This window comes from Aliiroseovarius sp. PTFE2010 (genome assembly GCF_049943335.1).
Classification (GTDB): domain Bacteria; phylum Pseudomonadota; class Alphaproteobacteria; order Rhodobacterales; family Rhodobacteraceae; genus JBNFVY01.
The window spans coordinates 1-24,524 of the sequence record NZ_JBNFVY010000017.1 but is presented as its reverse complement, the minus strand read 5'-3'; the positions used below and the strand labels follow the sequence as shown (position 1 = coordinate 24,524).

Sequence of the window (24,524 nt, the reverse complement as noted above, 5' to 3'; positions counted from 1 at the left end):
TCCAAAAGAATTCGGGCGTCCACCCCAAAATAATCGCAAATAACCGCCAGGACATCCGGTCTTGGATAAGTTGCGCCTGACAAATACCTGTTGAACTGCGTGCGGTTGATGCCAAGTTCCCGGCATACCGCCGATACACTGGCTTTTTGCTTGACCAACAACCTCAGGTTTTGCCCGAAAATGGACCGCACTTCGGCAGGGTTCTTGCGTCTCGGCAACCCTGAGTCACCCGTTTCTGTCATGTTCTTACCCGCACAATAACGCCTTTTCTTGCCAGCTCAATTCACTGATGCGCAAGCGCGTCACTTGTCTTGAGTCAGCCACAACAACTCGTAAACACCGGGAAAAAAAGCCCCTACCCTTGAATCGATGCTAACGCAGAAGTTGAATTGACGCAAACAAGAGTCGCCCAAATTTCAAACTGGCACAAAATTTCCATCTTTTGCACTGGACGCAGGCGGTCGAAATTCCACATTAAAAACAGATAAGAAATGGGGCAAAACAGATGTATGGCGTTGTACTATGGCTGGATAAAAAAGCCCAAAAAGCGGTGATATGGTGCGAAGACCATGGCGACGTCGCGATTGCCGATGGGGCCCAATGCAAAAGCGAGATTTTTGATACGGGCGACACGGGCGATCTTGTATTCGTGGCGTTTCGCGACGCCCACCCGCTCAGAATTTGCACGCAGCTGCAATTGATTCAAAAGCGGGTCTGTGTCGATTTGCAGGACAGGTTGAAGACATGCGCGAACACGGCTGTTCGTGTAGGGAAAAATAGCGCCCTTTGCCTTCCAGGCATATGAACAGCCGCTAGCGGTGGGAGTGTCCCTGCCCGGTGCTCCTGCCGCGCATTTCCATGCAAGCCCCGCTGACGGTCGGTGGACAACCGCCAGCGGGAAACCCGCGCCCAGTGGCAGGGATAGCCTGGTCAGGGATGGCCGGGCGCGGATGTTCTTTGATCGCGTTCAGATCACGCCAATCACGATGGCAAAAGTCCGGCCTCTTGCGCGGCGGTGTATTCGTCGGCGCTGACCAGCCCGTCAGCATTCGCGTCGATCGACAGATAGGTTTCTTCGGTCAGCTCAGGAAAAGCTGCGACCAGTTCGGTGTACGAATAGGTGCCGTCGCCGTCGGCGTCCTGAACACTGGTGGCCGCGACAAGCGGGCCGGCTGACAACACGGTTGCGGCTGCAAGAAGCATCACTTTGGTATTCATATCTTTGTCTCCATTTTGCGGACGCGCCGGGCGGGATCGCCGCAGCGCGGGTCCGGTTTATGTCGGGGCCACCCCGGCCCCGGGGGTCAGGCCTTATCGCCTGCAGGGGGGATCTGGGGGCAAGACGGGGGGCGCCGCAACAGCGCATGGCGCCCGGCGGCTTGGGTCGGCACAGGATTGCGGATCCGCCGCCAGGCTTGGAATTTTTCTGCCAGCGATCAGCTACTCTTGGCCTAAAACGGGCCATGGCGGTGGGCAAAAAAACGCGCGCCGGTTTGACGGCGCGCCCGACTGGCCCCATATGCGCGCGCCCGACGCAGATTGCGGGCCATGGCCGCCGCACAGCAAAGAAAAAAGGGCCCCCGAAGGGGCCCAGTTTCGCTGATCAGGCTCATGATTGATACCGCTCGGTTGTTTTCTGCCTGCGGCCTGATCCGCGTCAGAGGCGAGCGCACCCGCCCCGGAACTCGTTACTGGGGTCGCGTGCGGGCCGACTGGGTCGGACGGCCCGCTGCGCGACCGTGACTTAGCTACACCCCGACGTTCCGCCGCAGGTGTTGCATTTCATACAGGTGCCATTGCGCACCAGTGTGTAGTTGCCGCATTCGCCGCAGGGGTCGCCCTCGTAGCCTTGCATCTTGGCCTTGTCGCGGGCCGTCATGCTGGCCGACACCGCCACGCTTGAGGTTTCCGTAACCGAAACCGAGGTCTTGGTTTCGGGCATCCGCGCCTGCAGCGAGGTCACCGAACTGACCGACCCGTCCAGCGCGACATTGCCCGGCCCGCCCTGCACGACGATCAGTTCCTGTGGCAGGCGCTTGCGCAGGTAGCCGGTTGAACTGATCTGCTTGAGCACCTCGAGCGATTTGGTCGCCGCGCTGTCCGACGGCTGCTGTACGTTCGACACGCCCTCTTCTTCGCCGCGGCCCAGATCGTCGAAGGACGCGCCTTCGGGTTTGACATGGGCCAGGTCGGTGCGATCCAGATAAGAGACCGCCAGTTCGCGGAAAATATAGTCCAGGATCGACGTGGCGTTCTTAATGCTGTCGTTGCCCTGCACCATGCCGGCCGGTTCGAACTTGGTGAAGGTGAAGGCATCGACGAATTCCTCAAGCGGCACGCCGTATTGCAGGCCCACCGACACCGCGATGGCAAAGTTGTTCATCATGGCGCGAAAGCCTGCGCCTTCCTTGTGCATGTCGATGAAGATTTCGCCCAGGTTGCCGTCTTGGTATTCGCCGGTGCGCAGGTACACCTTGTGCCCGCCCACGACGGCCTTTTGGGTATAGCCCTTGCGACGCTCGGGCAGCTTTTCGCGGCCACGGGCAACCTCTTTGATGATCACCTTTTCGATGATCTTTTCGGCCAGCACGGCGGCCTTTTCCTGCGATGATCCGCTCTCGAGGATTTCGGCGGCCTCGTCGTCATCTTCGATCAGCGCGGAGGCCAGCGGCTGGCTCAGTTTCGAGCCGTCGCGATAGAGCGCATTGGCCTTGATGCCCAGGCTCCAGGACAGCTCGTATGCCGCCTTGCAGTCTTCGACCGTCGCATCGTTGGGCATGTTGATCGTCTTGGAAATCGCCCCCGAGATAAACGACTGCGCCGCGGCCATCATCTTGATGTGGCTTTCGACCGACAGATAGCGCTTGCCCTTCTTGCCGCAGGCATTGGCGCAATCGAACACGTTGTAATGTTCTTCACGCAGGTGCGGCGCGTTTTCCAGCGTCATGGTGCCGCAAACGTGGTCGTTCGCTGCTTCGATGTCCTTTCTGGTAAAGCCCAGATGGCGCAGCAGATCGAACGAGGGATCGTTCAGCTTGGCGGCGGGGATCCCCAGCACATTGGTGCAGAATTCTTCGCCCAGCGTCCACTGGTTGAACACGAAACGGATGTCAAAGGCGCTTGGCAGCGCGGCTTCGATCTTGGCGATTTCGTTTTCGCCAAAGCCGTGCCCGATCAGCGACGTGTGGTTGATCGCGGGGGCCTGACCCAGCGATCCGTGACCCACGGCGTAGGCGACGATCTCTTCGATCTGGGCGCTGGAATAGCCCAGCTTTTCCAAGGCCGCCGGCACAGACCGGTTGATGATCTTGAAATATCCGCCCCCGGCCAGCTTCTTGAACTTGACCAGAGCAAAGTCGGGTTCGATCCCGGTGGTGTCGCAGTCCATGACCAGACCAATGGTGCCGGTGGGCGCGATGACAGACACCTGAGCGTTGCGATAGCCGTGCTTCATGCCCAGTTCCAGGGCCTCGTCCCAGACCATCTTGGACAGGTTGACCAGATTGGCATCGGGACAATTGGCGTGATCCAGCGCGACCGGCTTGACCGCCAGCGCCTCGTAGCCATCTTCGCTGCCATAGGCGGCATTGCGGTGATTGCGCACCACGCGCAGCATGTGATCGGCGTTGCGGGCATGACCCGGGAAAGCGCCCAGTTCACTGGCCATTTCAGCGCTGGTGGCATAGGCGACACCGGTCATGACAGCGGTCAGCGCACCGGCCATCGCGCGCCCTTCGTCGCTGTCATAGCCCAGCCCCATGTTCATCAACAGCCCGCCAACGTTGGCATAGCCCAGCCCCAGCGTGCGGAAATCATAGGACAGCTGCGCGATTTCCTTGGACGGGAACTGCGCCATCGTCACACTGATTTCCAGCGTGATGGTCCACAGGCGCGTGGCGTGCATGTAGTCTTCGGCCTGGAACACGCCGTCCTTCAGAAAGGTCAGCAGGTTCATCGACGCCAGGTTACAGGCGGTGTCGTCCAGGAACATGTATTCCGAGCACGGGTTCGAGCCGCGGATTTCCCCGTCTTCGGGGCAGGTGTGCCAGGCGTTGACCGTGTCGTGGAACTGGATCCCCGGATCGGCGCAGGCCCAGGCCGCGTGGCCCACCTGTTCCCACAGATCGCGCGCCTTGATGGTTTTTGCCACGGTACCGGTGACGCGATTGGTCAGGTTCCAGTCGGCGTCGTCCTTGACGGCCTGCAGGAACGCGTCGGTCACCCGCACCGAGTTGTTCGAATTCTGGCCCGACACGGAGGCATAGGCTTCGCTGTCCCAGTCGGTGTCATAGGTCGGGAATTCGATGCTGGTATAGCCCTGACGCGCATAATCCAGCACGCGTTTGACGTAGGTTTCCGGGATCGCGACCTTCTTGGCCGCGCGGATCGCCGATTTCAGCGACGGGTTCTTGACCGGATCGACCGCGTCTTCGCTTGACCCGTCCCATTCCCGGATTGCGCCGAAAATTTCATTCAGGCGGGCTTCGTGCATTTTCGAGCCGGCGACGATGCTGGCCACTTTCTGTTCTTCAAGAACCTTCCAGTTGATGAAGTCCTCGATATCGGGGTGATCGACGTCGCAAATCACCATCTTGGCGGCGCGGCGCGTGGTGCCGCCCGACTTGATCGCGCCCGCAGCCCGGTCGCCGATCTTCAGGAACCCCATCAGGCCAGACGACTTGCCGCCCCCCGACAGGTTTTCACCTTCGCCGCGCAGGGACGAAAAGTTCGTGCCCGTCCCCGATCCGTATTTGAACAGCCGTGCTTCGCGCACCCACAGGTCCATGATGCCGCCCTCGCCCACCAGATCGTCGGCGACAGACTGGATGAAACACGCGTGCGGCTGGGGATGCTCATAGGCGGATTTCGACCGCGTCAGCTTGCCGGTCTTGTAGTCCACATAATAGTGGCCCTGGCCCGGCCCATCGATGCCATAGGCCCAGTGCAGCCCGGTGTTGAACCACTGCGGCGAATTGGGCGCCGCGCGCTGCGAGGCCAGCATATAGCGCATTTCGTCATAATAGGCGCTGGCGTCGGCTTCGGTGCTGAAATAACCGCCCTTCCAGCCCCAATAGGCCCATGCGCCGGCCAGGCGATCGAACACTTGCTTGGCCGAAGTTTCGCCGCCAAAGCGCTGATCTTCCGGCAGTTTTGCCAAGGCGTCTTCATCGGGGACCGACCGCCACAGGAACTGGGGCACATCCTTTTCGCGCACCTTTTTCAGCGCGGCCGGAACGCCGGCCTTGCGGAAGTATTTCTGCGCGATCACGTCCGATGCGACCTGGCTCCACCTGGCCGGCATTTCACAGTTGTCCAGCTTGAAGACCACGGTCCCGTCGGGATTGCGAATCTCGCTGCTGGTGGTTGTGAAATCCAGCGACGCATAAGCGTCCTTGCCGGCCTTGGTAAACTTGCGTTCGATCTTCATCAGCGTGCCCCGTGCATTGCTTTTCGTTCAACCTACCTGACGCGCCCCTTCTGAGACGGAGACCACGCCCATGCCGGCCCGAACTGTACGCATGACTTACCCGCTCGCCTGCTACTTCTGCAGCATTGGCGTTGCGACCCTGACCCGGATCGCGGTTCATATAAGAGGTCTGTCCCTGCGTCGCCTACCACTACATTTAGTGGCTATCCGGTCGACCCCTACAATGTGCAGTTAATTCAGCTTTAGGGTCAACGGGATTATTGTCCCGTTTTCCAGATTTTAGACATTGACCCAACATACCCACAGGCCCCTGCGATTCGTGCTCTGTCGTGGGCAGACGAAATCACCTTTGTTTATCAAACCGCTGCCGCTGCGACTTCACAATTCGCGCTAAGATTATGCACAGGCTGTGCGTGGCGTGACCATTGCAATGCGACAACAGGGGCACTGCCCGAATTTCCATCAAAACCCACCATATATAGCGAGTTGCGGCGCGATACCCACTACGGGTAGCGCGCGCGATGCGGGATTCGCGACTCATTGATTCGCGCTATGATTGTGCGCCGCAGCGATGGGCGCACAGGAACAGCCCGTGGCTGCCCGGTCGCCATTTTCGCGAAATCCATGTGGAAGAAGTGGTCGGGGCGGCGAGATTCGAACTCACGACCCCCTGTACCCAAAACAGGTGCGCTACCAGACTGCGCCACGCCCCGACGCGCGCTTCCTAAGACAAGTCGCAGCGAATGAAAAGACCTAGTCGCATGCCCATGCCGCATTTGTCTGACGAATGTCCGGATGGCGCAGTTCATCGCCGATATCCAGCCCCAGCGCCGCGGCCATGCCGCCATTGATCTCAAGCACGTAGGACACCCCATCGCCGCCGTCGATGGGCGTTTCGTCAAAGGGAATGGCGCGATGATGAACCCGTGTCACGCGGCCGCTTTCATCGGCGAACACCAGATCCAGCGGGATCTGCGTATTGCGCATCCAGAACGCCACGCGGCCAGGTTCGGGGTAAACAAACAGCATGCCCGCGGTGGCCGACAGGCTGTCGCGGTGCATCAGGCCCTGGGCGCGCTCTGCCGCGTCGTCTGCGACCTCGACTCGGAAATGGGCGGTCCCGAAGGCCCCGCGCAAAGACACGCGATCCACCCGACATTCCTGGCCAACGGCGACAGCAGGCAGCAACAAGGCAAGGACGGCACCGATCCAGAGGACAGGTGCAATCCGCATCAGTCGTTTGCCCGCGTCGCGGCGTCCCAGGCGGTGACCTGGGCGGCCATCAACCCACGCTTGCCATCGATCACGCGCAGGCCCACCGCCTCGCCCGGCTGCAAATCCGCCAGCCCGGAGCGGCGCAAAACCTCGACATGCACGAACACGTCTTCGCAATTGCCAAAGACATTCGCAAAGCCAAAGCCCTTGCCCTTGTCGAACCATTTCACCCGCGCGGGCTGCAGTGGTTCGTCCAGCCCTTCGGTCAGATCGGGCCCGAAATCATCCATCATCAACGGCTCATCAGTGTCGGGCGGCTCAATTTCAAGCACCTCGACCGCCTGCATGCCACGCACCGTCTGCTGGACCGTCAACGCAATGCGCGCACCGTCCGCAACCGAGCTTTGCCCGAAATTGCGCAGCACATTGGCGTGCAGCAAAATATCCGGGCCCCCGGCATCCGAGACAACGAATCCAAATCCCTTGCCCGGATCAAACCATTTCACGTTTCCGTGGACCGGTTCGTTTCCCAATTCTTCAGTCATTTTGTATCCAACCGGCGATATACGCCATTCATCCCGTGACCGAACCTGATGCAGACCACCCCGAGTTGCAAGAACATTTTATCATTTAATAACAAAATCTTGCAATTCACGTCGCGCGAAATTCACGGGTTCAAACGCACAATCGCCCAGCGGTTGTCCACGGTTTCACGCCGCCAACGAAAGCGGTCGTGCAAGCGGAATTCACCGGCCGCCCAGAACTCAAATTCCAGGGGCAAAATGCGGTATCCGCCCCAGAATGGCGGGCGCCGCGGTGACGTTCCGTGCTGCAATCCTTGGGCCGCAACCGCTTTGGCCAGCGCGGCTTTGGATTCCAGTGGGCGCGACTGTTGCGATGCCCAGGCCCCGATCCGGCTGCCCAGCGAACGCGACGCATAATAGGCATCGGATATTTCGGGGGCCTCTTTGATGACGGTGCCGCGAATGCGCACCTGGCGTTGCAACGATTTCCAATGAAAGACCGCCGCCGCTTTGCCGCTGGCCAGTTCACGGCCCTTCTGGCTTTCGTAATTGGTGAAAAACGTAAAGCCGTCATCTTCGATCGCCTTGCACAGAACGACGCGCACATTGGGCAGCCCCTCATCATCGACGGTGGACAGCGCCATGGCGTTGGGATCGTTCAGTTCATGCGCTTCGGCTTCGCCCAGCCAGCGCCGCGCGATGACGAACGGATCCTCGCCGGCGAATATCCCGTCACGTTTGGTCATTGCTTCGCTCCCGATAGATGACTTGCCGACTTTGTATATGGTGCGGATGCGCTTGATAACAGGGGGGCGAGGCCGTAAACCACGCGCAAACCAGAACGAAGCTTTGTGTGGGTGAGGGTAAGAAATGACCAACGGACTGATGGACGGCAAGCGGGGCCTGATCATGGGCCTGGCGAATGACAGGTCGATCGCATGGGGCATTGCCAAAGCGTTGGCCGCCCAGGGCGCCGACCTGGCGTTTTCCTACCAGGGCGAACAGCTCAAGAAACGGGTCGATCCGCTGGCCCAGACACTGGGCTCGGATACACTGATCGAATGCGATGTGTCGGACGAAGCGTCGATGGATGCGCTGTTCGATACGCTCAAGGCCAAGTGGGGCAAGCTGGATTTCGTCGTCCACGCCATCGGCTTTTCCGACAAGAACGAACTGCGCGGGCGCTACGTGGATACCAGCCGCGACAACTTCACCATGTCGATGGACATTTCGGTCTATTCCTTCACTGCCGTGTGCAAACGCGCCGCCGCGATGATGCCTGATGGCGGGTCGCTGCTGACGCTGACCTATTATGGCGCCGAACGCGTGATGCCCCATTACAACGTCATGGGCGTGGCCAAGGCGGCGCTGGAAGCCAGCGTGCGCTATATTGCCGAGGATCTGGGCAAGGACGGCATCAGGTGCAACGCCATTTCCGCCGGCCCGATCAAGACGCTTGCGGCCAGCGGCATCGGCGATTTCCGCTACATCATGAAGTGGAACGAATACAACTCGCCCCTGCGGCGCAACGTGACCATTGACGATGTGGGTGGCTCGGCGCTGTACCTGCTGTCGGATCTGGGCGCGGGCGTGACCGGCGAAACCCATCACGTGGACGCAGGATATCACGTCGTCGGCATGAAGGCCGTTGATGCGCCCGATCTGACCAAGGGCTGAGGAGACCCGCCATGACCGACTTCCTGCCCCACGAAAAAGGCTTTCACGTCAGTTGGGACCAGTTGCACCGCGACGCGCGTGCGCTGGCGTGGCGCCTGGACGGCAAGGGCCCGGACGGCGGCGCATGGCGCGCGGTTGTGGCCATCACCCGCGGCGGCATGGCCCCGGCGATGATCGTCGCGCGCGAACTGGACATCCGCACCGTCGATACGATCAGCGTCAAAAGCTATGATCATCAGACGCGAGACGCGGCCAAGGTGATCAAATCACCCGACGCCGCGATGATGGGCGATGGCACCGGCATCCTGGTGGTCGACGATCTGGTCGACACCGGCAAAACGCTGGAACTGGTGCGCAGCCTTTACCCCAACGCCCATTTCGCCACCGTCTATGCCAAGCCGCAAGGCAACGCGCAGGTCGACACGTTCATCACCGAAGTCAGCCAGGACACCTGGATTTTCTTCCCGTGGGACATGGCGCTGCAATACGTCGAACCCTATCGCGGCAAAGACTGACCAGCCGCTTTCCCCCACAATGAGAGGCAGATGGCGGGCGTTTTCAACCCAAACATGGCCGCAACCGACGCGCCCCCGGTGATGGAGGCGCGCCGCTGGATTGCCGACAAAAGCTTTCCCGCCGACCGCCCGTTGATCAATGTCAGCCAGGCCGCCCCCGTGGCCCCGCCCCCGGCCGGGCTGCGCCAGGCGCTGGCCGAAACGATCCTGACGAATGACGCCGCGCACCTCTATGGGCCGGTGCTGGGCCTGCCCGATCTGCGCGCCCAAGTGGCCACCCAGTGGCGCGCCGCCTATGGCGGGCAGATCAGCCCTGCGCAGGTCGCAATCACCGGCGGGTGCAACATGGCCTTTGCCGCCGCCATGGCCACCCTGACCGCCCAAGGGGATGAGGTGTTGCTGCCAACCCCTTGGTATTTCAACCATAAAATGTGGGCCGATATGAACGGCGTCAGCGCTGTTGCGCTACCCTGCGGCGATGACATGCTGCCAGATCTGGACGCCGCCCGCGCCCGTATCACGGCGCGCACCCGCGCCATCGTGCTGGTGACACCGAACAATCCCACGGGCGCAGAATATCCCGCCGGGCTGATCGCGGCCTTTTACGATCTGGCGCGCACAAACGGCATCGCGCTGGTGCTGGACGAAACCTATCGCGATTTCCATTCGGCCAGCGGAGCGCCGCATGGCCTGTTCACCCGCCCCGATTGGGACGACACGCTGATCCAGCTCTATTCCTTTTCCAAGGCGTACCGGCTGACCGGGCACCGGGTCGGGGCGCTGGTGGCCGCGCGTGCGCGTCTGGCGCAGGTGGAAAAGTACCTCGATACCGTAGCGATCTGCGCCGGGCAGAGCGGGCAGCACGCCGCGCTGTGGGGCATGCGCAACCTGGGCCCGTGGCTGGCGGGCGAGCGCGATGAAATCCTGTCCCGGCGCGCCGCCATCGCCCAAGGGATGGCGCGCCTGAAACCGCTGGGTTGGGATCTTTTGGGCGCCGGGGCCTATTTCGCCTATGTGCGCCACCCGTTCGCCATCGACGCGGCCGATCTGGCCCCCGCCTTGGTGGACATGGCCGGTGTCTTGCTGCTGCCCGGCACCATGTTCCGCCCCAAAGGCGACCCTGCCGGACGCCAAGAGCTGCGCATCGCCTTTGCCAATATCGACCAGGCGGGGATCACAACCCTGATCGAACGGCTTGAAAACCTGCCGGGCCAGCTTGCGCCGCGCGCGGGCCACCGCTAGACAGTCCCGAACGTGCAGGGAACATGAGGACACGACATGGCAAAAGGTGGCGGCACCAAGATCCTCAGCGGCGGGTTGCTCTTGCTGCTGATCCTCGGCCTTGCCGGGTTTGGCGCGACGAATTTCGGCGGCACCGTGCGATCGGTCGGCAGCGTCGGCAAGACCGAAATCGACATCAACCGCTATGCCCGCAGCCTGTCACAGGAACTGCAAGCCTTCGAGGCGCAGACCGGCATGGACTTTACCATGGATCAGGCGCGCCAGTTCGGCATCGACCAGCAGGTGCTGGACCGGCTGATCGCACAGGCCGCGCTGGAAGAAGAAGCGCGCCGCGTCGGCCTGTCGGTCGGCGATGAACAGGTGCGCGACCAGATCGTCGGCATTTCGGCCTTTGCCGGGGGCGACGGGCGCTTCAACGCTGAAACCTACCAGTTCGCCCTGCAAAATGCGGGCCTGACCACAACCGAATTCGAAGACTCGATTCGCGCCGAACTGTCGCGCCTGCTGGTGCAATCCGCCGTGCTGCCCGGCGCGCCGATGCCCCCCGCCTACACCAGCACCATCATGGACTGGATCGGCGAACGGCGCGATGTCGCCTTGCTATCGCTGGGGCCCGACGATCTGGACGCCCCCCTGCCCGAACCATCGCCCGAAGATCTGCGCGCCTATTACCAGGCCAACCCCGACGACTTCACCCTGCCCGCGGCCAAGAACATCACCTATGCGTGGCTTTCGCCCGAAATGGTGATGAACCGCGACAGTATCGACGAAGCCGACCTTCGTGATCTGTATCAGGCCCGGATCGACGAATACGTCACCCCCGAACGGCGGCTGGTCGAACGGCTGGTCTTTGCCAGCGAAGACGATGCGCAAGCGGCCAAGGCGGCCATCGATGACGGCACCCAAAGCTTCGAAGACCTTGTGGCCGCGCGCGGTCTGGACCTGGCCGATGTGGATCTGGGCGATGTCAGCCGCGATGATCTGAACGGCGCCGCGGACGCGGTGTTCGCACTGGACGAACCGGGCATCGCCGGCCCCGCGCCCACCGCGCTCGGCCCGGCGCTGTTCCGCGTCAACGCGATCCTGCCGGCCGCCGAAGTGCCGTTCGAAGACGCGCGCCCCGCGCTTGAAGACGAATACCTGGCCACGGCGGCCCGGCGCGAACTTCAGGACCGGATCGAACCGATCGACGATCTGCTGGCGGGCGGCGCTACACTGGAAGAACTGGCCGAAACCGAAGGCATGGAACTGGGCATGATCCGCTGGTCCCCGGACCGAACCGATGGCATCGCCGCCTATCAGGATTTCGCCGAAGCCGCATCAGAGGTGGGTGAAAACGATTACCCCGAGGTCCGCGAACTGGACGATGGCGGGCTGTTCGCGCTGCGTCTCGACGCCGAGGCTCCGCCCGAACTGCAGCCCTTCGACAAGGTGCGCGATGCGGTGGTCGCCGCCTGGGAGGTGCAGGAAATCACCGATCGGCTGACCGCCCAAGCTGACGCGATCGTAAAAGCGCTGGCCGACGGCGGCGATTTTGACGATCTGGCCGACGCGGGCCGGGTGATCCGGGTCCAGGACCTGCAGCGCACCGGGTTCCTTGATGACACGCCCGATGGGCTGGTCGAAGACCTGTTCGACGCCGCGCAAGGCACCCCCTTGGTGCGCAGCGGCGTGATCGAAGGCGATCCGCAGGTCACAATCGCCATTGTCGATGCGATCAAACCCGCAACCGAAGATAACGCCGACGCCGCCCGGCTGCGCACGCAGATCGCCAGTCAGGCCAACCAGTCTGTCGCCAACGACCTGCTGTCGGCCTTTTCCGCCGCGGTCCGCGCCGATGCCGGGGTGACACTGAACCAGGCCGCGCTGAACGCGGTGCACAGCCAGATGGGCAACTGATATGGCCGATTTGACCCCCGGTTTCGACGCCTTTGCCAAAGGCTACGGAGCGGGCGAAAACCAGATCGTTTATGCGCGCCTGGCGGCCGACCTAGATACGCCCGTGTCGCTGATGCTGAAACTGGCCGAAGCGCGGCGCGACAGTTTCATGCTGGAAAGCGTCACCGGCGGCGAGGTGCGCGGGCGCTATTCAATCGTCGGCATGAAGCCCGACCTGATCTGGCAATGCCATGGCGATCAGGCCCGGATCAACCGCACCGCGCGGATCGACGCCGACGCCTTCATTGACGAAGACGCCGCGCCGCTGGAGAGCCTGCGCGCGCTGATCGGGGAAAGCCGGATCGACCTGCCCGCCGACCTGCCCGCCGCCAGCGCCGGGCTGTTCGGCTATCTGGGCTATGACATGATCCGCCTGGTCGAACACCTGCCCGACGTCAACCCCGACCCGCTGGGCCTGCCCGATGCGGTGATGATGCGTCCATCGGTCGTGGCCGTTCTGGACGGCGTCAAAGGCGAGGTGATCGTGGTCTCGCCGGCCTGGGTGTCCTCGGGGCTGTCCGCCCGCGCCGCCTATGCGCAGGCCGCCGAACGGGTCATGGACGCGGTGCGCGATCTGGAACGCGCGGTGCCCGCCGCCACGCACGATCTGGGCGATGCCGCCCCGGTGGGCGAGCCAATGTCAAACTTTACCCATGATGGCTATTTGCAAGCCGTTGAAACGGCGAAGGAATATATCCGCGCCGGCGATATTTTCCAGGTTGTGCCCTCGCAGCGCTGGACGGTGGATTTTCCGCTACCGCCCTTTGCGCTCTACCGCAGCTTGCGGCGCACCAACCCATCGCCGTTCATGTTCTTTTTCAACTTCGGCGGCTTTCAGGTGGTGGGTGCCAGCCCCGAAATCCTGGTCCGCGTGTTCGACAAACAGGTCACGATCCGCCCGATCGCCGGCACCCGCCCGCGCGGCGCCACCGTCGAAGAAGACAACGCGCTGGAACAGGACCTGCTGTCGGACGAAAAAGAACTGGCCGAACACCTCATGCTGCTCGATCTGGGCCGCAATGACACCGGCAAGGTATCGAAAATCGGCACGGTTCGCCCGACCGAAGAATTCATCGTCGAACGCTACAGCCACGTGATGCACATCGTGTCGAACGTGGTGGGCGAACTGGCCGACGACCAAGACGCCCTGTCAGCGTTTTTCGCTGGCATGCCCGCGGGCACCGTGTCGGGCGCGCCGAAAGTTCGCGCGATGGAAATCATCGACGAACTCGAACCTGAAAAGCGCGGCGTCTACGCCGGGGGCCTGGGCTATTTCAGCGCCAACGGGGACATGGACATGTGCATCGCCCTGCGCACCGCTGTTCTGAAGGACGAAAAACTGTACATCCAGGCCGGGGGCGGCGTCGTCTATGACAGCGACCCCGAGTCTGAATACATGGAAACCGTCAACAAATCGCGTGCCATCCGCAAGGCGGCCGAAGACGCGGGCCGCTTTGCCCGTGACCGCAACACCTGAGCTCTACTGCTCTGGCGGCGCGTCCTGAGGCACCTGCGCCATCAGCACCGTGGATACCGGCGCCATCGTGACACCGGCCGCGCGGTTGCCGGTGGCCCAGTCGGCCAGCGCCTGCAGCGTGTCCGCTTTCAGATGCCCGACTGTGATCAGCCCGTCGGTCTGGCCCGCCCGGAAGGCGGCCTGATCCAGATAGCGCGTCATCGCCGGGCCTGAGCGCCCTTCCCCATCAAAGACGCGGAACACCACGGCCGCCGGAACCCCTTCGCGCGCGGCCACCTGTTGCGCCGCGTTCAACCCGCGCGCATAGGTGATGATCCCATGGCCCGTCTGCGCCGCCGACGCGACCACCTGCGCGGCGGTGGCGCGGCTAGACTGGAACTTGGCCCCCGGCACATCCATGACAGCCACGGCGGTGCCAAGCGCCGAAATGGCCGCGTTCATGGTGACGGCCGCATCCGTCGGCTGTGCGCCGGTCGGCAATTCTGCGATCAGCACCACCTCTTGGCCGGCGCTGCGATAGCGCGCCGCGCGCTCGGCTGCGTCGGGCCGACTGGCGTCGATTGCAAAGCTGATCGGGAACGGCAGGTTGTTCAGATCGGCATCGGAAATCTCGCCGCCCTGATCGATCAGGATGATCGACATGATCGGCAATTCGGGCGGCGCGTCAAAGGGTTGCGCATTGTCAAGCAGCGCTTGGCCCGTTGCGCCCGTCGTGCCCAGCTGCGGGTCGGCGCGGTCATCGGCGGGTGGTTCGGTGTCGGCCCCGATGCTGGGCAAACGCCCGACGGTCACGTTGCCGGCCTGTCCGCTCAGCGTGCCTTCGCGGGTGTCCAGAATGCGCGGATCGTCGTCGTTCATCACGGCCACCTGTTCACCGTCCCCGCCGGTTTGCGGGGCCTCGACGATATCGGATGGACCCGGTTCGCGGGGGGCTGTCGGGGCGGGTGTGGCGGGCGCCGGATCGGACATCTGCGGCGCGGGCGGCGCGCCGGCCGCGTCGGGAGCGGGGCGTGCGGGTGCGGGGGATGGCGCGGCAGGTGTCACCGGCACCTGCGCTGTTTGCGGGGCCTCATCGACCGGTCCAGCAGACGGGGGCACGGATTCAGGGCCGGGGATAATCGGCTCTTCCTGGGATGGGGTCACCATGTCAGCCTGAGTTTCGGGCTGCGGCGCGCGCATGTCGCCGCCGGGCGCGGGGGCCGGATCGGGCTTGGCCGCGGGGGCGGTCTGGGCCATCGGCGTTCCCGTCTGCGCGCCGGTATCGGGCTGCGGCGGGGCGCCGGGAATCACGGTTTCGGGAACTGTCACACTGTCCAGCGCGGGCGGGCTTTCAACGGGGGCATCGGGCGCGGCGGGCACGGATGGGATGCTCGGTTCGACCGATTGGGGCGGTTCAACCGATTTGGGCGGTTCAACCGCTTCGGGCTGCCCAACCGCTTCGGGCGGCCCGACCGCTTCGGGCGGTTCAAAGGCCACCAGCGACACGCGCGGGACCCATTCGTTCGCAGCAACCAGACCGGCGACCCCGACCACGACACCCCAAACGAGCCCAGAAATAACGCCACGCGCCATGCAACCACTCCGTTCTTGCCCGACGGGCGGGGGCTTTTGCCGCACGCCCTTGACCCCGTCACTGCCTTTGTCCCATGTATAGCGCGACTTGAAACCGGGTTCACCCCTTTTTGCCAAAGGCTTGGCCAATGCTGCTTCTGATCGATAATTACGACAGTTTCACGTATAACCTCGTTCATTATCTGGGCGAACTTGGGGCAGACGTGAAGGTCTGGCGCAACGACGCGCTGACGGTGCAGGACGCGATGGGTCTCAAACCCGAAGCGATCCTGCTGTCGCCGGGCCCGGCCACCCCCGATGACGCGGGTATCGGACTGGCGCTGGTGCATGCCGCCGCCGAGGCGCGCATCCCCTTGATGGGGGTCTGTCTGGGCCACCAGACCATCGGACAGGCTTTTGGCGGCAAGGTGGTGCGCTGCGATGAAATCGTGCACGGCAAGATGGGCACGATCCGCCATGACGGGCAAAGCGTGTTTGCCGGGCTGCCGTCGCCCTTTGAAGCGACGCGCTATCATTCGCTGGTGGTCGATCGCGACAGCCTGCCTGATTGTTTGACGATCACCGCCGCGCTGGACAATGGCACCATCATGGGGCTGGCCCACAAGGATCTGCCGATCCACGGCGTTCAGTTCCACCCCGAAAGCATCCGTTCGGAACACGGGCACCAGATGCTGCAGAATTTTATCAACGAAATCAAGGTGCCAGCATGAGCGACGCGATCAAACCCCTGATTGGCGCCGCCGCCGACCGGCCCCTTACCCGCCCCGAAGCCGAAGCGGCCTTTGACATCCTGTTCAAGGGCGAAGCCAGCCCGGCGCAGATCGGCGGGCTGTTGATGGCGCTGCGCACGCGGGGCGAAACGGTCGATGAATATGCCGCCGCCGCGGGCGTCATGCGCGCCCATTGCGTCAAGATCACGGCCCCCCCCGGGGCCATCGACATCGTGGGCACGGGCGGTACAGGCAAGCCGACGCTGCAGATTTCCACCGCCGCCGCCTTTGCCGTGGCCGGCGCGGGCGTACCGGTGGCCAAGCACGGCAACCGCAAGCTGTCGTCGAATTCGGGCGCGGCGGATTCGCTGGCCCAGAACGGGGTCGACGTGATGGTGGGCGCCGATGTGGTCGAGCGGGCGCTGGCGCAGGCGGGCATCGCCTTTATGATGGCGCCCATGCACCACCCGGCGACAAAGCACGTCATGCCGGTGCGCGCCGATCTTGGCACGCGCACGATCTTCAATATCCTCGGCCCGCTGACCAACCCCGCCGGGGTCAAGCGCCAGCTGACCGGTGTATTTTCGCGCGACCTGATCCGCCCGATGGCCGAAACGCTGCAACAGCTGGGCTCGGACGCGGCGTGGCTGGTGCATGGCAGCGATGGCACGGACGAGCTGACCATCACCGGGACCAGCTGGGTCGCCCAGCTTGGCGATGGCGCGATCAGCGAAACCGAAGTGCACCCCGAAGACGCGGGCCTGCCCGTCCATCCGTTCGAGGCGATTACCGGCGGCACACCCGAAGAAAACGGCCGCGCGATGCGTGCCGTGCTGTCGGGCGAAAAATCAGCCTATCGCGATGCGGTGCTGTTGAACGCCGCGGGCGCGCTTGTGGTGGCGGGCAAGGTGAGCACCCTACCCCAAGGCGTTGAACTTGCTGCAGAAAGCATCGACAGCGGCGCGGCGCTGTCCAAGCTGAAGCTCTTGGCTGACATCACAAGCGGCGGCGCCTGACACCGCGCCGCGCGCCGTGACGTTTCGCTGGGATATCTGTTTCGCTGGGGTAACTTTTTGGCCGGAGTGTCTGTTTCGCTGGCTGTCTGATCGGCCGGGATTTGGAATTCCCTGCGCGGATCAGACCGGCATGTTTTCGAACAGGTCATCAACCTCGTCCGATTCGGCGCGGGCATAGCGGGCCTTTGGGGCGCGGTCGTGCTTGTCCAATTCATCGTGCAGAACCTTTTTCAGCTTCTCAGCCTTCTCAGGGTCGGCCACGACTTCGTCGACAACTTTATCCACTGGGTCCAAGTGGTCCACGGGGGATTTATCTTTGAGTGACATGCGGTTCCTCCTCTGGTTTGCGCCAGTTTTCGGCGTCAGCGATATGGTAGCACGCTCGTGTGACAGTTGTACTGATGTCGATCAGCGCTGGTCATGTTTGGCCGCGCAATCCTTGCAAAACGGGGTAAATGGCAGCAAATCAAGCCGTTCGCCTGAAATTTCGTCACCGCAGTCCTGACAATAGCCGAATTCGTCGGCATCAATCCGCTCAAGCGCGGCGTTGATCATGCGAATCTCCTGCATGCCGGCGCTGCCCATCGCTTCCATCACCTCATCGCCCTCGGCCTCTTGCGCGCCTTCGTCCCAGTCGCGCGATTTGGGGGCGTCCAGCGCATCGTCCAGCTTGTGGACGCGTGCATCCAGTTCGTTCAGGCGGGCTTCGAGTTGTTCGCGGTATTTCCTGACATCAACCATGATGATCCTCCGTTTCTTGCCCTGCAGAATGGGCGAGACCGGGGGGCATTTCGTTGATTCAGGTCAAGCGGCGCGCAGGTTAGGCGGGCGGCAGGGGGTGGTTGTTATTCGGCTGCCGGAAGCGGGGGCAACCCGTCGCCGTCCAATGGGGGCAGCCCGTCGCCGCCGCTCAAGGGCGGAAGCCCCCCGGCATCGCCCAAGGGCGGTAGGCCCCCGGCGTCGCCTAAAGGCGGCAGGCCCCCGGCGTCGCCTAAAGGCGGCAGGTCACCGGCATCGCCTAAAGGCGGCAGGTCGCCGGCATCGCCCAAAGGCGGCAGGTCGCCGCCGCTGAGCGGGGGAAGCCCCCCGTCACCCAATGGCGGCAAATCGCCTGCGCCTTCCAACGGGGGTAAATCACCCGCGCCGCCCAACGGGGGCAAATCACCCGCCGCGCCCAAAGGGGGCAAGCCGCCCGCGCTGTCCAACGGGGCCAGGCCACCGCCCCCGTCCAATGGGGGCAAATCGCCTGCGCCGGCCATCGGCCCGGCGCCAGCGCTGTCGCCGGCACCGTCGCCGATCTGTGCCGGGTTTTCCAGTGGTCCCGGGCCCATCACCGTGTCGTCTTCGTTCGCGCTGGCCGGGTCATTGATGCGCAAGGCGCGCAGCCCGTTGGCCTGGCCCAGCCGGGCGGTCGCGATCACGCGTCCGTCGATACCTTCGACCTGCACCTGGGCCACCGCCTTGCGCGGCACGGGGATCTGCTGGCCAACTTCGAACCCCATCACGTCGGACAGCGACAGACGCAACCGATACAGCGCCGCATCCATCGTCACTTCTGCCGTGGATACGGTCTGTTCCATCTTTTCTTGCCACGATCCGGGCGGTTCGACCCCTTCGATGCCCGGGACCGGACGCTCTAGCGGCAGGAACATCAGCATGTCGCCGGTCTTGGCCCCCTGCGCCAGGTCCACCGTCAGCCGGTAATAGCGGTAGCGCTGATCGTCCAGCGTCAACCCGATCGCCCGGGGGTCGCGCAGCGGGGTCGCATAGCGATAGCCGCCCACATCCGGCGGGTTGGCTGCGGTGGAGACAAGGGTTTCGAACCGGGCCAGCATCTTGTCGATCAGCGCCGAAGCCAGCGCGGCATCGGTGGAGGTTGGCACGCGTTCCTCGGCGGCGGTATTGCGCACGGCGCCGGTGGTCATCTGTTCGATCAGCGCGGCCATCAGCACATGATCGAGAACGAACAACCCGCGCGCGCCATCTTCGGCGGTGATCATCGCGATCAACGCGCATTTGGGCAATTCCCCCGCGATGCCCCCCAGCGGCAGGCGCAATTCGCTGAAATCAATGATCGTGGCGGCCAGCCCCATTTCTACTTCGGCCGTGCGCGACAGGGCCAGCCGCAGCGCTTTGGCGGCGGACATGGCCTGAATATCGGGCTGCGGACGGCCCGCGCCGGCCTTGCGCTGGATGGTCGAAGCGTCAGACATGGTGTTCTGATGGTCTTTCAAAGCGGTTGTGCACAGCGCGATCTTGCCCGTTTCAAGTTACCAAAGGGTTGAAATCCCCCCGATTTTCAGGCGCCAGCGCCCGCCGTTTTGGGCAGGCTGACGCGAAAGGCCGCCCCGCCCTGCCCCGGCAGATAGCAAATCTGCCCGCCCAGGCGGGACATGATCTCGCGGCTGATCGCCAGGCCCAGCCCCGCGCCCCCCGCGGCGGTATGGTCTGACAGGCGCGAAAATTTTTCAAAGATCACAGAGTGGCGGCTGGTGGGGATGGCACTGCCGTTGTCGATGAAATCGACCTGCACGCCGGATTGTGTTTCGCGCGCTGACACGATCAGGCGCGGCGCGGGCGCGTCGCAGTATTTCGCGGCGTTGGCGATCAGGTTGATGAACACCTGCGCCAACCGGTCGCCATCGGTGTGCAGCGTGATCCGGTCGGCGCCGGGGCTGCGTGTGATGGCGATGCGGCGCGCGCCCTCGGCCGAGGTTGCCGCCGCGATGGCCCGATCGATCACCGCGCCCAGGTTGACCTGTTGCGTATTCAGCGACACCTGCCCGCTTTCCAGCACCGACAGGTCCAGCAAATCGTCCAGCAGCCGGGTCAGGCGCTGCGCCTCGTCGTGGATGATGCCCGAATAGCGCACGCGTTCCTCCGGCCCCAGATCGTGCGACTTCAGAATGTCGGAAAACGCCCGGACCGACGTCATCGGCGTGCGCAATTCGTGGCTGATCTGGGACAAAAAGCCGTCTTTCTGGACCGACAGGGCGGTCAGCTTTTCATTCGCCTCGCGCAGCTGGCGGGCGGTGCGGGTCAGCTCTTCGGATTTGGTTTCCAGTTGCAGCGAATATTCCATCATCTGCGCGGTTTCGTCGGCCACCGCCATCAGGTCTTCGACCGACACCGCGCTGCCGCCCATGATCTGCCCCATCATCGCATGCGCCGTCGCCGCGCCGACCGACCCGGCCAGTTCGCGTTCTAGCCGTTCGGAAAATTCGGGTGTGGAATCCGGCAAGAAGCCGCCCTTGCCCTGTTCGTCGGCGATCCGCTTGAACAGCGTCTTGGCATCGTCAGGGCCCAGAATGCGCTGCGCCATGATCAGCAGATCTTCGGTTTCGGCGCCAGTGCCCGACCAGCCCGCCGCCGGGCCCGTATGATCGAAGATATTAACGAACTGCACGCCCTGCAGCCGTTCGACCGGGCGCGGGAACGATGCCACCGAGCACAGGAAGAACGCCGCTGAATTCAGCGTAAGCGACCACATCACCGCATGCACCACCGGGTCCATGTCGGCCGCGCCAAACAGCGCCTGCGGGCGCAGCCAGCCGATGCCCCACGGCCCCTCGGCCAGCAGCGCGGCGGGCAGAACCGCGTCGCCGAAAGACGGCAGGAACATCGTGTAAAGCCAGACGCTGAACCCGATGATCAGCCCCGCCGTCGCGCCCACCCGCGTGGCGCCGCGCCAAAAGATACCGCCCAGCAGCGCCGGCAGCGCCTGGGCCACGCCGGTAAAGGAAATCAGGCCGATGGCGGCCAGCGCCTCGGATCCGCCGGTCAGGCGAAGGTACAGGAACCCCAGCGCCAGCACCCCCGCGATGGACAGGCGGCGCGACAACAGCACCACCTGGCGCACATCGCCCGACACACTGGCCCCGCCACGGCGCTGCGCCAGCCAGATCGGCATGACGATGTGGTTGGACACCATGGTCGACAGCGCAATGGCCGCCACGATCACCATCGACGTGGCCGACGAAAACCCGCCCAGGAACGACAGCATCGCCAGCCCGTCCTGGCCCAGCGCCAGCGGCACCGTCAGCACGAACATGTCCGGGTTGGCCGACGGCGGCATGATCTGCAGGCCGACCACCGCGATGGGCAGCACGAACAGGCTCATCGCGCACATATACAGTGGAAAGGCCCAGCTGGCGGTGAACAAGTGCCGTTCGTCGGCGTTTTCCACCACCAGAACCTGGAACATGCGCGGCAGGGTCAACAGGGCCACCGCCGACAGAAAGGTCAGCGTGATCCAGCGATCGCCCCCCACCTGCCACTGCGAAATGGGCGAGTCATCGATGCGCGCCAGAATATCCCCCACGCCGTCCGCCACCCCCCAGACCACGAACACCCCGACCGACAACAGGCCGACCAGTTTCACGATCGCCTCAAGCGCGATGGCGGTGACGACGCCGTGGTGGCGTTCGTTGGCATCCAGGTTGCGCGTGCCGAACAGGATGGTGAACAGCGTCAGCCCCATCGCCAGCCAGAGCGCCGTGGCGTTCTGATCGGGCAAGGCCCAGGTTTCGGGGCGCGCGGTTGCAAAGACCGCAAAGCTCAGACTGACGGATTGCAGCTGCAGCGCGATATAGGGCGTGGTGCCGACCACGGCCAGCAGCGTGACCAGCACGCCCAGCAGGTTCGACTTGCCATACCGGCTGGAAATCAGGTCTGCGATCGATGTGATCTTTTGCGTGCGCCCGATCCGCACCAGTTTGCGCAGCGCCCACCACCAGCCCACCATCACGATGGTGGGGCCAAGATAGATCGTCACGTATTCCAACCCCGAGCGCGCCGCCGAACCCACCGCGCCGTAAAAGGTCCAGGCGGTGCAATAGATCGACAACGACAGCGTGTAGATCACCGGCGAGCGTAACCAGCCCGCGCGCCCGCCCTCGGCCTGGCGTTCGGCAGCGAACGCCACCAGAAACAACAGCAGTACATAAAGCACGCTGACCAGCACCAGCAGGTTGAAATTGACCATCGCTCAGCGATCCCCGCCGCGTTCGGCGGGGTCGGGCCGGTTGTCGGGCCGATTGTCTGGCATGTCGTCGGGCCGGTTATCTGGCCGGTTATCTGGCCCGTGATCTGCGCCCTGATCTGGCCTGTGATCGGGGTCGCCAAACAGCGCTCTTCCCGGTGCGCCGGGACGTTCATCGTGCGACCGGGCCAGCCCCCGCGACAGGATCAGCGTTGCCCCGATCAGCAGCGCCCAGACCCCAAAGACATAGAGCAGCGCCGTGCTGCTGCGCGCGCCGTCGTGCCAGAGCAACGGCACCAGCCATAGCGCCGCCCCGATCACCGGAACCAGCCGCGCCGCATCCGCCAGCCGCCGCCGCCGATAGGATCGGCGTTGCAGGAACAGCGGGCTTTTTGGGGGGGTCACGCGGCGTCCCCGACCAGCTCGTGCAGGGCGGCCAGAACTTCGGCGTTGGAAAACGGCTTGGTCATATAGCGGCTGGCGCCGTAGCGTTCGGCCAGGTCGCGGTCTTTCTTCTGGCCGCGCGCGGTCAGCATCAACACCGGTAAGGCTCGGGTGGCGGCATCGCCGCGCAGCTCTTGCAGGATGTCATAGCCCGACCGGCCCGGCAGCATCACATCCAGAATAACCACATCCGGCGTCTTGGTTCGCACGGCCTGCGCCGCGCTGATGCCATCGCAATGGGCTTCGACAATCCAGCCGTCGCGCGATAGAATGAAGCGGATTGCTTCGATGATATTCGGCTCGTCTTCAATCAGAAGCACGCGTTTGCCCATGCGCCGATGTTCCCCCCTCAGCTTCCAGGTCCAAAGTATTGCGTCTTAAACGAGCCGAGTCAAAGCGCGCCGCAGCGTCCGGCGATGCCAGAGGCGGTGATCCGGGGGGCATCAGCCCAGCGGGCTTTCCCGCCCGGCAGTCTCTCAGGCAGCATCACTGGCAACATCATGGGGGCGGTCATGGGATGTGTCGCGGGCCGTATTGCGGCGGACATCACAGGGGACACCACGGCGCGTTTCACCGGCTGCGCCGCCGCGGACATGCGCCATAAGAAAGGTCACAGGAAACGTCACCGGTAACGTCACTGACATGGGCACAGGCACCGCGACAGGCGGGGACATATGCAGCCCCATAGCCAAGTTTTCAGGCGTCACCACGGGCAATGTGGCAGGCGGACTCACAGCCCCTCGGCCAGGATCGACGGCTCGCGGCGGGCCGGGCAGCCGTCGCGCGGGCAGATCCGGCAGGACGATCCGATCGGTGTGGCGGCTTCGGTTTCAGGGCCGCCATCGGCGATCAGCATCGTCGCCTCCAGCACCGGCGGCAACGCGAAATCATGCACCCCGCGCGTGTGGCAATAGGCATAGCAGGTGAACCGCAGCCCGGCCGATCCCGGCATTTCGACCACCGCGCGCACCGGCGTGCCCGGACGCACCAGCGCCTGATACAGCGGCCAGAGCGGGCACGCCGCCCCGAATCGGGGCAGCGCAAAACCGGCCAGAGGCTCGCGGAAAGTCAGCGTGCCCGACCCGTCGCAAATCACCACGCCAAAGCGCGCCCCGTCCCCGTCGCGCGGCGGCAACGCGCCCATGCGGCGCATCGCGGCGGGCAGGCTGACGCCAAAGTGACGTGCCACCTGCGCCGGGTCGGGGCCGTGGCTGGCCAGCAGCGCTTCGATCTCGGCCAGCGGCATGCGGCGCGCGTCGCGGGCGTAGCGCGTCATCCAGCTCTGCGCCAATTGCCGGGCCGGCGCCGAGCTGAGCGCTTGCGCCGCGTCCAGCAGTTTCGCCATGCGCGCCTGGGCGCCCGCGCCTTCCAGTTCGGCAAGGTGAAAGCCGGTGCCCGACAGCCACGCTTCGACCTCGTCCTGGGGGGCGGCGTTCGATCCGGTGCCGGCGGCTTCGATTTCTTCGTCCAGATAGGCCACCAGCGCCTGGCTGCTCTTGGCCAATCTCTGGCTGTCCTCGTAGAGATTGCGGTGAAAGCGGGTCTGCCATTCGGGATCGACCGGATCGCCGCTGGCCAGAATGCCCGCGGTCGAGCGGATCGCCGTGACCACCGACAGCACATCGTGCAGCGATTCTGACAAGAACGGATCGTGGGTCAGCCGGTCGGTCAGCGCCTCGACCGTGCGTTCCAGCGCGACGATCCGCGCCGCCTGCGCCCCTACCAGCCCGGCCCAGCCGGGGAAGCGTTCGGCGAATTCTTCGGCGCGGTCGGTTTCGGGCGGCG

General features: G+C 63.9%; 21 protein-coding genes, 1 tRNA gene and 1 pseudogene. 7 read left to right on the top strand and 16 right to left on the bottom strand.

Annotated features, from left to right (window positions below):
- Nucleotides 1-74: 74 nt before the first annotated feature.
- The 8 genes and pseudogenes from ACP2AV_RS15185 to pdxH all read right to left on the bottom strand — a co-directional run.
- Nucleotides 75-242, bottom strand: a pseudogene (locus tag ACP2AV_RS15185) (helix-turn-helix domain-containing protein); the annotation flags it as partial.
- A gap of 278 nt (nt 243-520) precedes the next feature.
- Complete coding sequence (locus tag ACP2AV_RS15180; protein WP_426373624.1) at nt 521-697, bottom strand: hypothetical protein; 177 nt, start codon at nt 695-697, stop codon at nt 521-523.
- 284 nt (nt 698-981) lie between these two features.
- Complete coding sequence (locus ACP2AV_RS15175; RefSeq protein WP_426373623.1) at nt 982-1,218, bottom strand: EF-hand domain-containing protein; 237 nt, start codon at nt 1,216-1,218, stop codon at nt 982-984.
- A 526-nt stretch (nt 1,219-1,744) separates the two neighbouring features.
- A complete protein-coding gene (locus ACP2AV_RS15170; RefSeq protein WP_426373622.1) occupies nt 1,745-5,428 on the bottom strand; it encodes a vitamin B12-dependent ribonucleotide reductase in 3,684 nt (1,227 codons plus the stop codon).
- A gap of 636 nt (nt 5,429-6,064) precedes the next feature.
- Nucleotides 6,065-6,141: transfer RNA gene (locus ACP2AV_RS15165), tRNA-Pro, on the bottom strand.
- Between the two features lie 40 nt (nt 6,142-6,181).
- Nucleotides 6,182-6,661, bottom strand: coding sequence for a DUF192 domain-containing protein (locus ACP2AV_RS15160; RefSeq protein WP_426373621.1), 480 nt, complete (start codon nt 6,659-6,661; stop codon nt 6,182-6,184).
- Nucleotides 6,661-7,188 carry a cold-shock protein gene (locus ACP2AV_RS15155; RefSeq protein ID WP_426373620.1) on the bottom strand — a complete coding sequence of 176 codons (528 nt, stop codon included), beginning with the start codon at nt 7,186-7,188 and terminating at the stop codon, nt 6,661-6,663. The genes ACP2AV_RS15160 and ACP2AV_RS15155 overlap by 1 nt, the downstream gene beginning before the upstream one ends.
- Before the next feature lie 122 nt (nt 7,189-7,310).
- On the bottom strand, nt 7,311-7,913 hold the full coding sequence (gene pdxH / locus ACP2AV_RS15150; RefSeq protein ID WP_426373619.1) for a pyridoxamine 5'-phosphate oxidase: 603 nt from the start codon (nt 7,911-7,913) through the stop codon (nt 7,311-7,313).
- 124 nt (nt 7,914-8,037) lie between these two features.
- On the opposite strand from pdxH, the gene fabI reads away from it, so the two are divergent.
- From fabI to trpE, 5 genes are read left to right on the top strand one after another with little or no spacing between them, the layout of a single operon-like run.
- Nucleotides 8,038-8,844 carry an enoyl-ACP reductase FabI gene (gene fabI / locus ACP2AV_RS15145; RefSeq protein ID WP_426373618.1) on the top strand — a complete coding sequence of 269 codons (807 nt, stop codon included), beginning with the start codon at nt 8,038-8,040 and terminating at the stop codon, nt 8,842-8,844.
- An 11-nt stretch (nt 8,845-8,855) separates the two neighbouring features.
- Nucleotides 8,856-9,359 (top strand): xanthine phosphoribosyltransferase, encoded by a 504-nt coding sequence (gpt, locus tag ACP2AV_RS15140; RefSeq protein WP_426373617.1) that lies wholly within the window; start codon nt 8,856-8,858, stop codon nt 9,357-9,359.
- A 30-nt stretch (nt 9,360-9,389) separates the two neighbouring features.
- Nucleotides 9,390-10,601 (top strand): aminotransferase, encoded by a 1,212-nt coding sequence (locus ACP2AV_RS15135; protein ID WP_426373616.1) that lies wholly within the window; start codon nt 9,390-9,392, stop codon nt 10,599-10,601.
- Between the two features lie 36 nt (nt 10,602-10,637).
- Nucleotides 10,638-12,500, top strand: a complete 1,863-nt coding sequence (locus ACP2AV_RS15130) for a peptidyl-prolyl cis-trans isomerase (protein ID WP_426373615.1) — start codon at nt 10,638-10,640, stop codon at nt 12,498-12,500.
- A 1-nt stretch (nt 12,501) separates the two neighbouring features.
- Entirely contained in the window at nt 12,502-14,016 is a 1,515-nt protein-coding gene (trpE, locus tag ACP2AV_RS15125; protein WP_426373614.1) for an anthranilate synthase component I, read from the top strand.
- 3 nt (nt 14,017-14,019) lie between these two features.
- On the opposite strand, the gene ACP2AV_RS15120 is transcribed toward trpE, so the two are convergent.
- On the bottom strand, nt 14,020-15,588 hold the full coding sequence (locus ACP2AV_RS15120; RefSeq protein ID WP_426373613.1) for a divergent polysaccharide deacetylase family protein: 1,569 nt from the start codon (nt 15,586-15,588) through the stop codon (nt 14,020-14,022).
- A 128-nt stretch (nt 15,589-15,716) separates the two neighbouring features.
- On the opposite strand from ACP2AV_RS15120, the gene ACP2AV_RS15115 reads away from it, so the two are divergent.
- Together ACP2AV_RS15115 and trpD are read left to right on the top strand one after the other, a co-directional pair.
- Nucleotides 15,717-16,298, top strand: coding sequence for an anthranilate synthase component II (locus tag ACP2AV_RS15115; RefSeq protein ID WP_426373612.1), 582 nt, complete (start codon nt 15,717-15,719; stop codon nt 16,296-16,298).
- Nucleotides 16,295-17,314 carry an anthranilate phosphoribosyltransferase gene (trpD, locus tag ACP2AV_RS15110; RefSeq protein ID WP_426373611.1) on the top strand — a complete coding sequence of 340 codons (1,020 nt, stop codon included), beginning with the start codon at nt 16,295-16,297 and terminating at the stop codon, nt 17,312-17,314. The genes ACP2AV_RS15115 and trpD overlap by 4 nt, the downstream gene beginning before the upstream one ends.
- A 120-nt stretch (nt 17,315-17,434) precedes the next feature.
- On the opposite strand, the gene ACP2AV_RS15105 is transcribed toward trpD, so the two are convergent.
- The 7 genes from ACP2AV_RS15105 to ACP2AV_RS15075 all read right to left on the bottom strand — a co-directional run.
- Entirely contained in the window at nt 17,435-17,641 is a 207-nt protein-coding gene (locus ACP2AV_RS15105) for a hypothetical protein (protein WP_426373610.1), read from the bottom strand.
- An 81-nt stretch (nt 17,642-17,722) separates the two neighbouring features.
- On the bottom strand, nt 17,723-18,055 hold the full coding sequence (locus ACP2AV_RS15100) for a TraR/DksA family transcriptional regulator (protein ID WP_426373609.1): 333 nt from the start codon (nt 18,053-18,055) through the stop codon (nt 17,723-17,725).
- Between the two features lie 104 nt (nt 18,056-18,159).
- Nucleotides 18,160-19,527: a FliM/FliN family flagellar motor switch protein gene (locus ACP2AV_RS15095; protein WP_426373608.1), complete on the bottom strand. Its 1,368-nt coding sequence runs from the start codon at nt 19,525-19,527 to the stop codon at nt 18,160-18,162.
- 86 nt (nt 19,528-19,613) lie between these two features.
- Complete coding sequence (locus ACP2AV_RS15090) at nt 19,614-22,298, bottom strand: ATP-binding protein (protein ID WP_426373607.1); 2,685 nt, start codon at nt 22,296-22,298, stop codon at nt 19,614-19,616.
- A gap of 3 nt (nt 22,299-22,301) precedes the next feature.
- Nucleotides 22,302-22,700: a DUF308 domain-containing protein gene (locus ACP2AV_RS15085; RefSeq protein WP_426373606.1), complete on the bottom strand. Its 399-nt coding sequence runs from the start codon at nt 22,698-22,700 to the stop codon at nt 22,302-22,304.
- Nucleotides 22,697-23,071, bottom strand: coding sequence for a response regulator transcription factor (locus ACP2AV_RS15080; RefSeq protein ID WP_426373605.1), 375 nt, complete (start codon nt 23,069-23,071; stop codon nt 22,697-22,699). The genes ACP2AV_RS15085 and ACP2AV_RS15080 overlap by 4 nt, the downstream gene beginning before the upstream one ends.
- Nucleotides 23,072-23,469: 398 nt before the next feature.
- A partial coding sequence (locus tag ACP2AV_RS15075; RefSeq protein ID WP_426373604.1) for a short-chain fatty acyl-CoA regulator family protein occupies nt 23,470-24,524 on the bottom strand: 1,055 nt, incomplete at its 5' end.

What these genes read in the sequence shown, in the direction of transcription:
- trpE (WP_426373614.1), top strand. Translation starts at nt 12,502, where the DNA reads ATGGCCGATTTGACCCCCGGTTTCGACGCCTTTGCCAAAGGCTACGGA.
- pdxH (WP_426373619.1), bottom strand. Translation starts at nt 7,913, where the DNA reads ATGACCAAACGTGACGGGATATTCGCCGGCGAGGATCCGTTCGTCATC.
- ACP2AV_RS15100 (WP_426373609.1), bottom strand. Translation starts at nt 18,055, where the DNA reads ATGGTTGATGTCAGGAAATACCGCGAACAACTCGAAGCCCGCCTGAAC.
- ACP2AV_RS15175 (WP_426373623.1), bottom strand. Translation starts at nt 1,218, where the DNA reads ATGAATACCAAAGTGATGCTTCTTGCAGCCGCAACCGTGTTGTCAGCC.
- ACP2AV_RS15130 (WP_426373615.1), top strand. Translation starts at nt 10,638, where the DNA reads ATGGCAAAAGGTGGCGGCACCAAGATCCTCAGCGGCGGGTTGCTCTTG.
- ACP2AV_RS15080 (WP_426373605.1), bottom strand. Translation starts at nt 23,071, where the DNA reads ATGGGCAAACGCGTGCTTCTGATTGAAGACGAGCCGAATATCATCGAA.
- ACP2AV_RS15120 (WP_426373613.1), bottom strand. Translation starts at nt 15,588, where the DNA reads ATGGCGCGTGGCGTTATTTCTGGGCTCGTTTGGGGTGTCGTGGTCGGG.
- ACP2AV_RS15090 (WP_426373607.1), bottom strand. Translation starts at nt 22,298, where the DNA reads ATGGTCAATTTCAACCTGCTGGTGCTGGTCAGCGTGCTTTATGTACTG.
- gpt (WP_426373617.1), top strand. Translation starts at nt 8,856, where the DNA reads ATGACCGACTTCCTGCCCCACGAAAAAGGCTTTCACGTCAGTTGGGAC.
- ACP2AV_RS15155 (WP_426373620.1), bottom strand. Translation starts at nt 7,188, where the DNA reads ATGACTGAAGAATTGGGAAACGAACCGGTCCACGGAAACGTGAAATGG.
- ACP2AV_RS15170 (WP_426373622.1), bottom strand. Translation starts at nt 5,428, where the DNA reads ATGAAGATCGAACGCAAGTTTACCAAGGCCGGCAAGGACGCTTATGCG.
- fabI (WP_426373618.1), top strand. Translation starts at nt 8,038, where the DNA reads ATGACCAACGGACTGATGGACGGCAAGCGGGGCCTGATCATGGGCCTG.
- ACP2AV_RS15095 (WP_426373608.1), bottom strand. Translation starts at nt 19,527, where the DNA reads ATGTCTGACGCTTCGACCATCCAGCGCAAGGCCGGCGCGGGCCGTCCG.
- ACP2AV_RS15115 (WP_426373612.1), top strand. Translation starts at nt 15,717, where the DNA reads ATGCTGCTTCTGATCGATAATTACGACAGTTTCACGTATAACCTCGTT.
- trpD (WP_426373611.1), top strand. Translation starts at nt 16,295, where the DNA reads ATGAGCGACGCGATCAAACCCCTGATTGGCGCCGCCGCCGACCGGCCC.
- ACP2AV_RS15135 (WP_426373616.1), top strand. Translation starts at nt 9,390, where the DNA reads ATGGCGGGCGTTTTCAACCCAAACATGGCCGCAACCGACGCGCCCCCG.
- ACP2AV_RS15105 (WP_426373610.1), bottom strand. Translation starts at nt 17,641, where the DNA reads ATGTCACTCAAAGATAAATCCCCCGTGGACCACTTGGACCCAGTGGAT.
- ACP2AV_RS15160 (WP_426373621.1), bottom strand. Translation starts at nt 6,661, where the DNA reads ATGCGGATTGCACCTGTCCTCTGGATCGGTGCCGTCCTTGCCTTGTTG.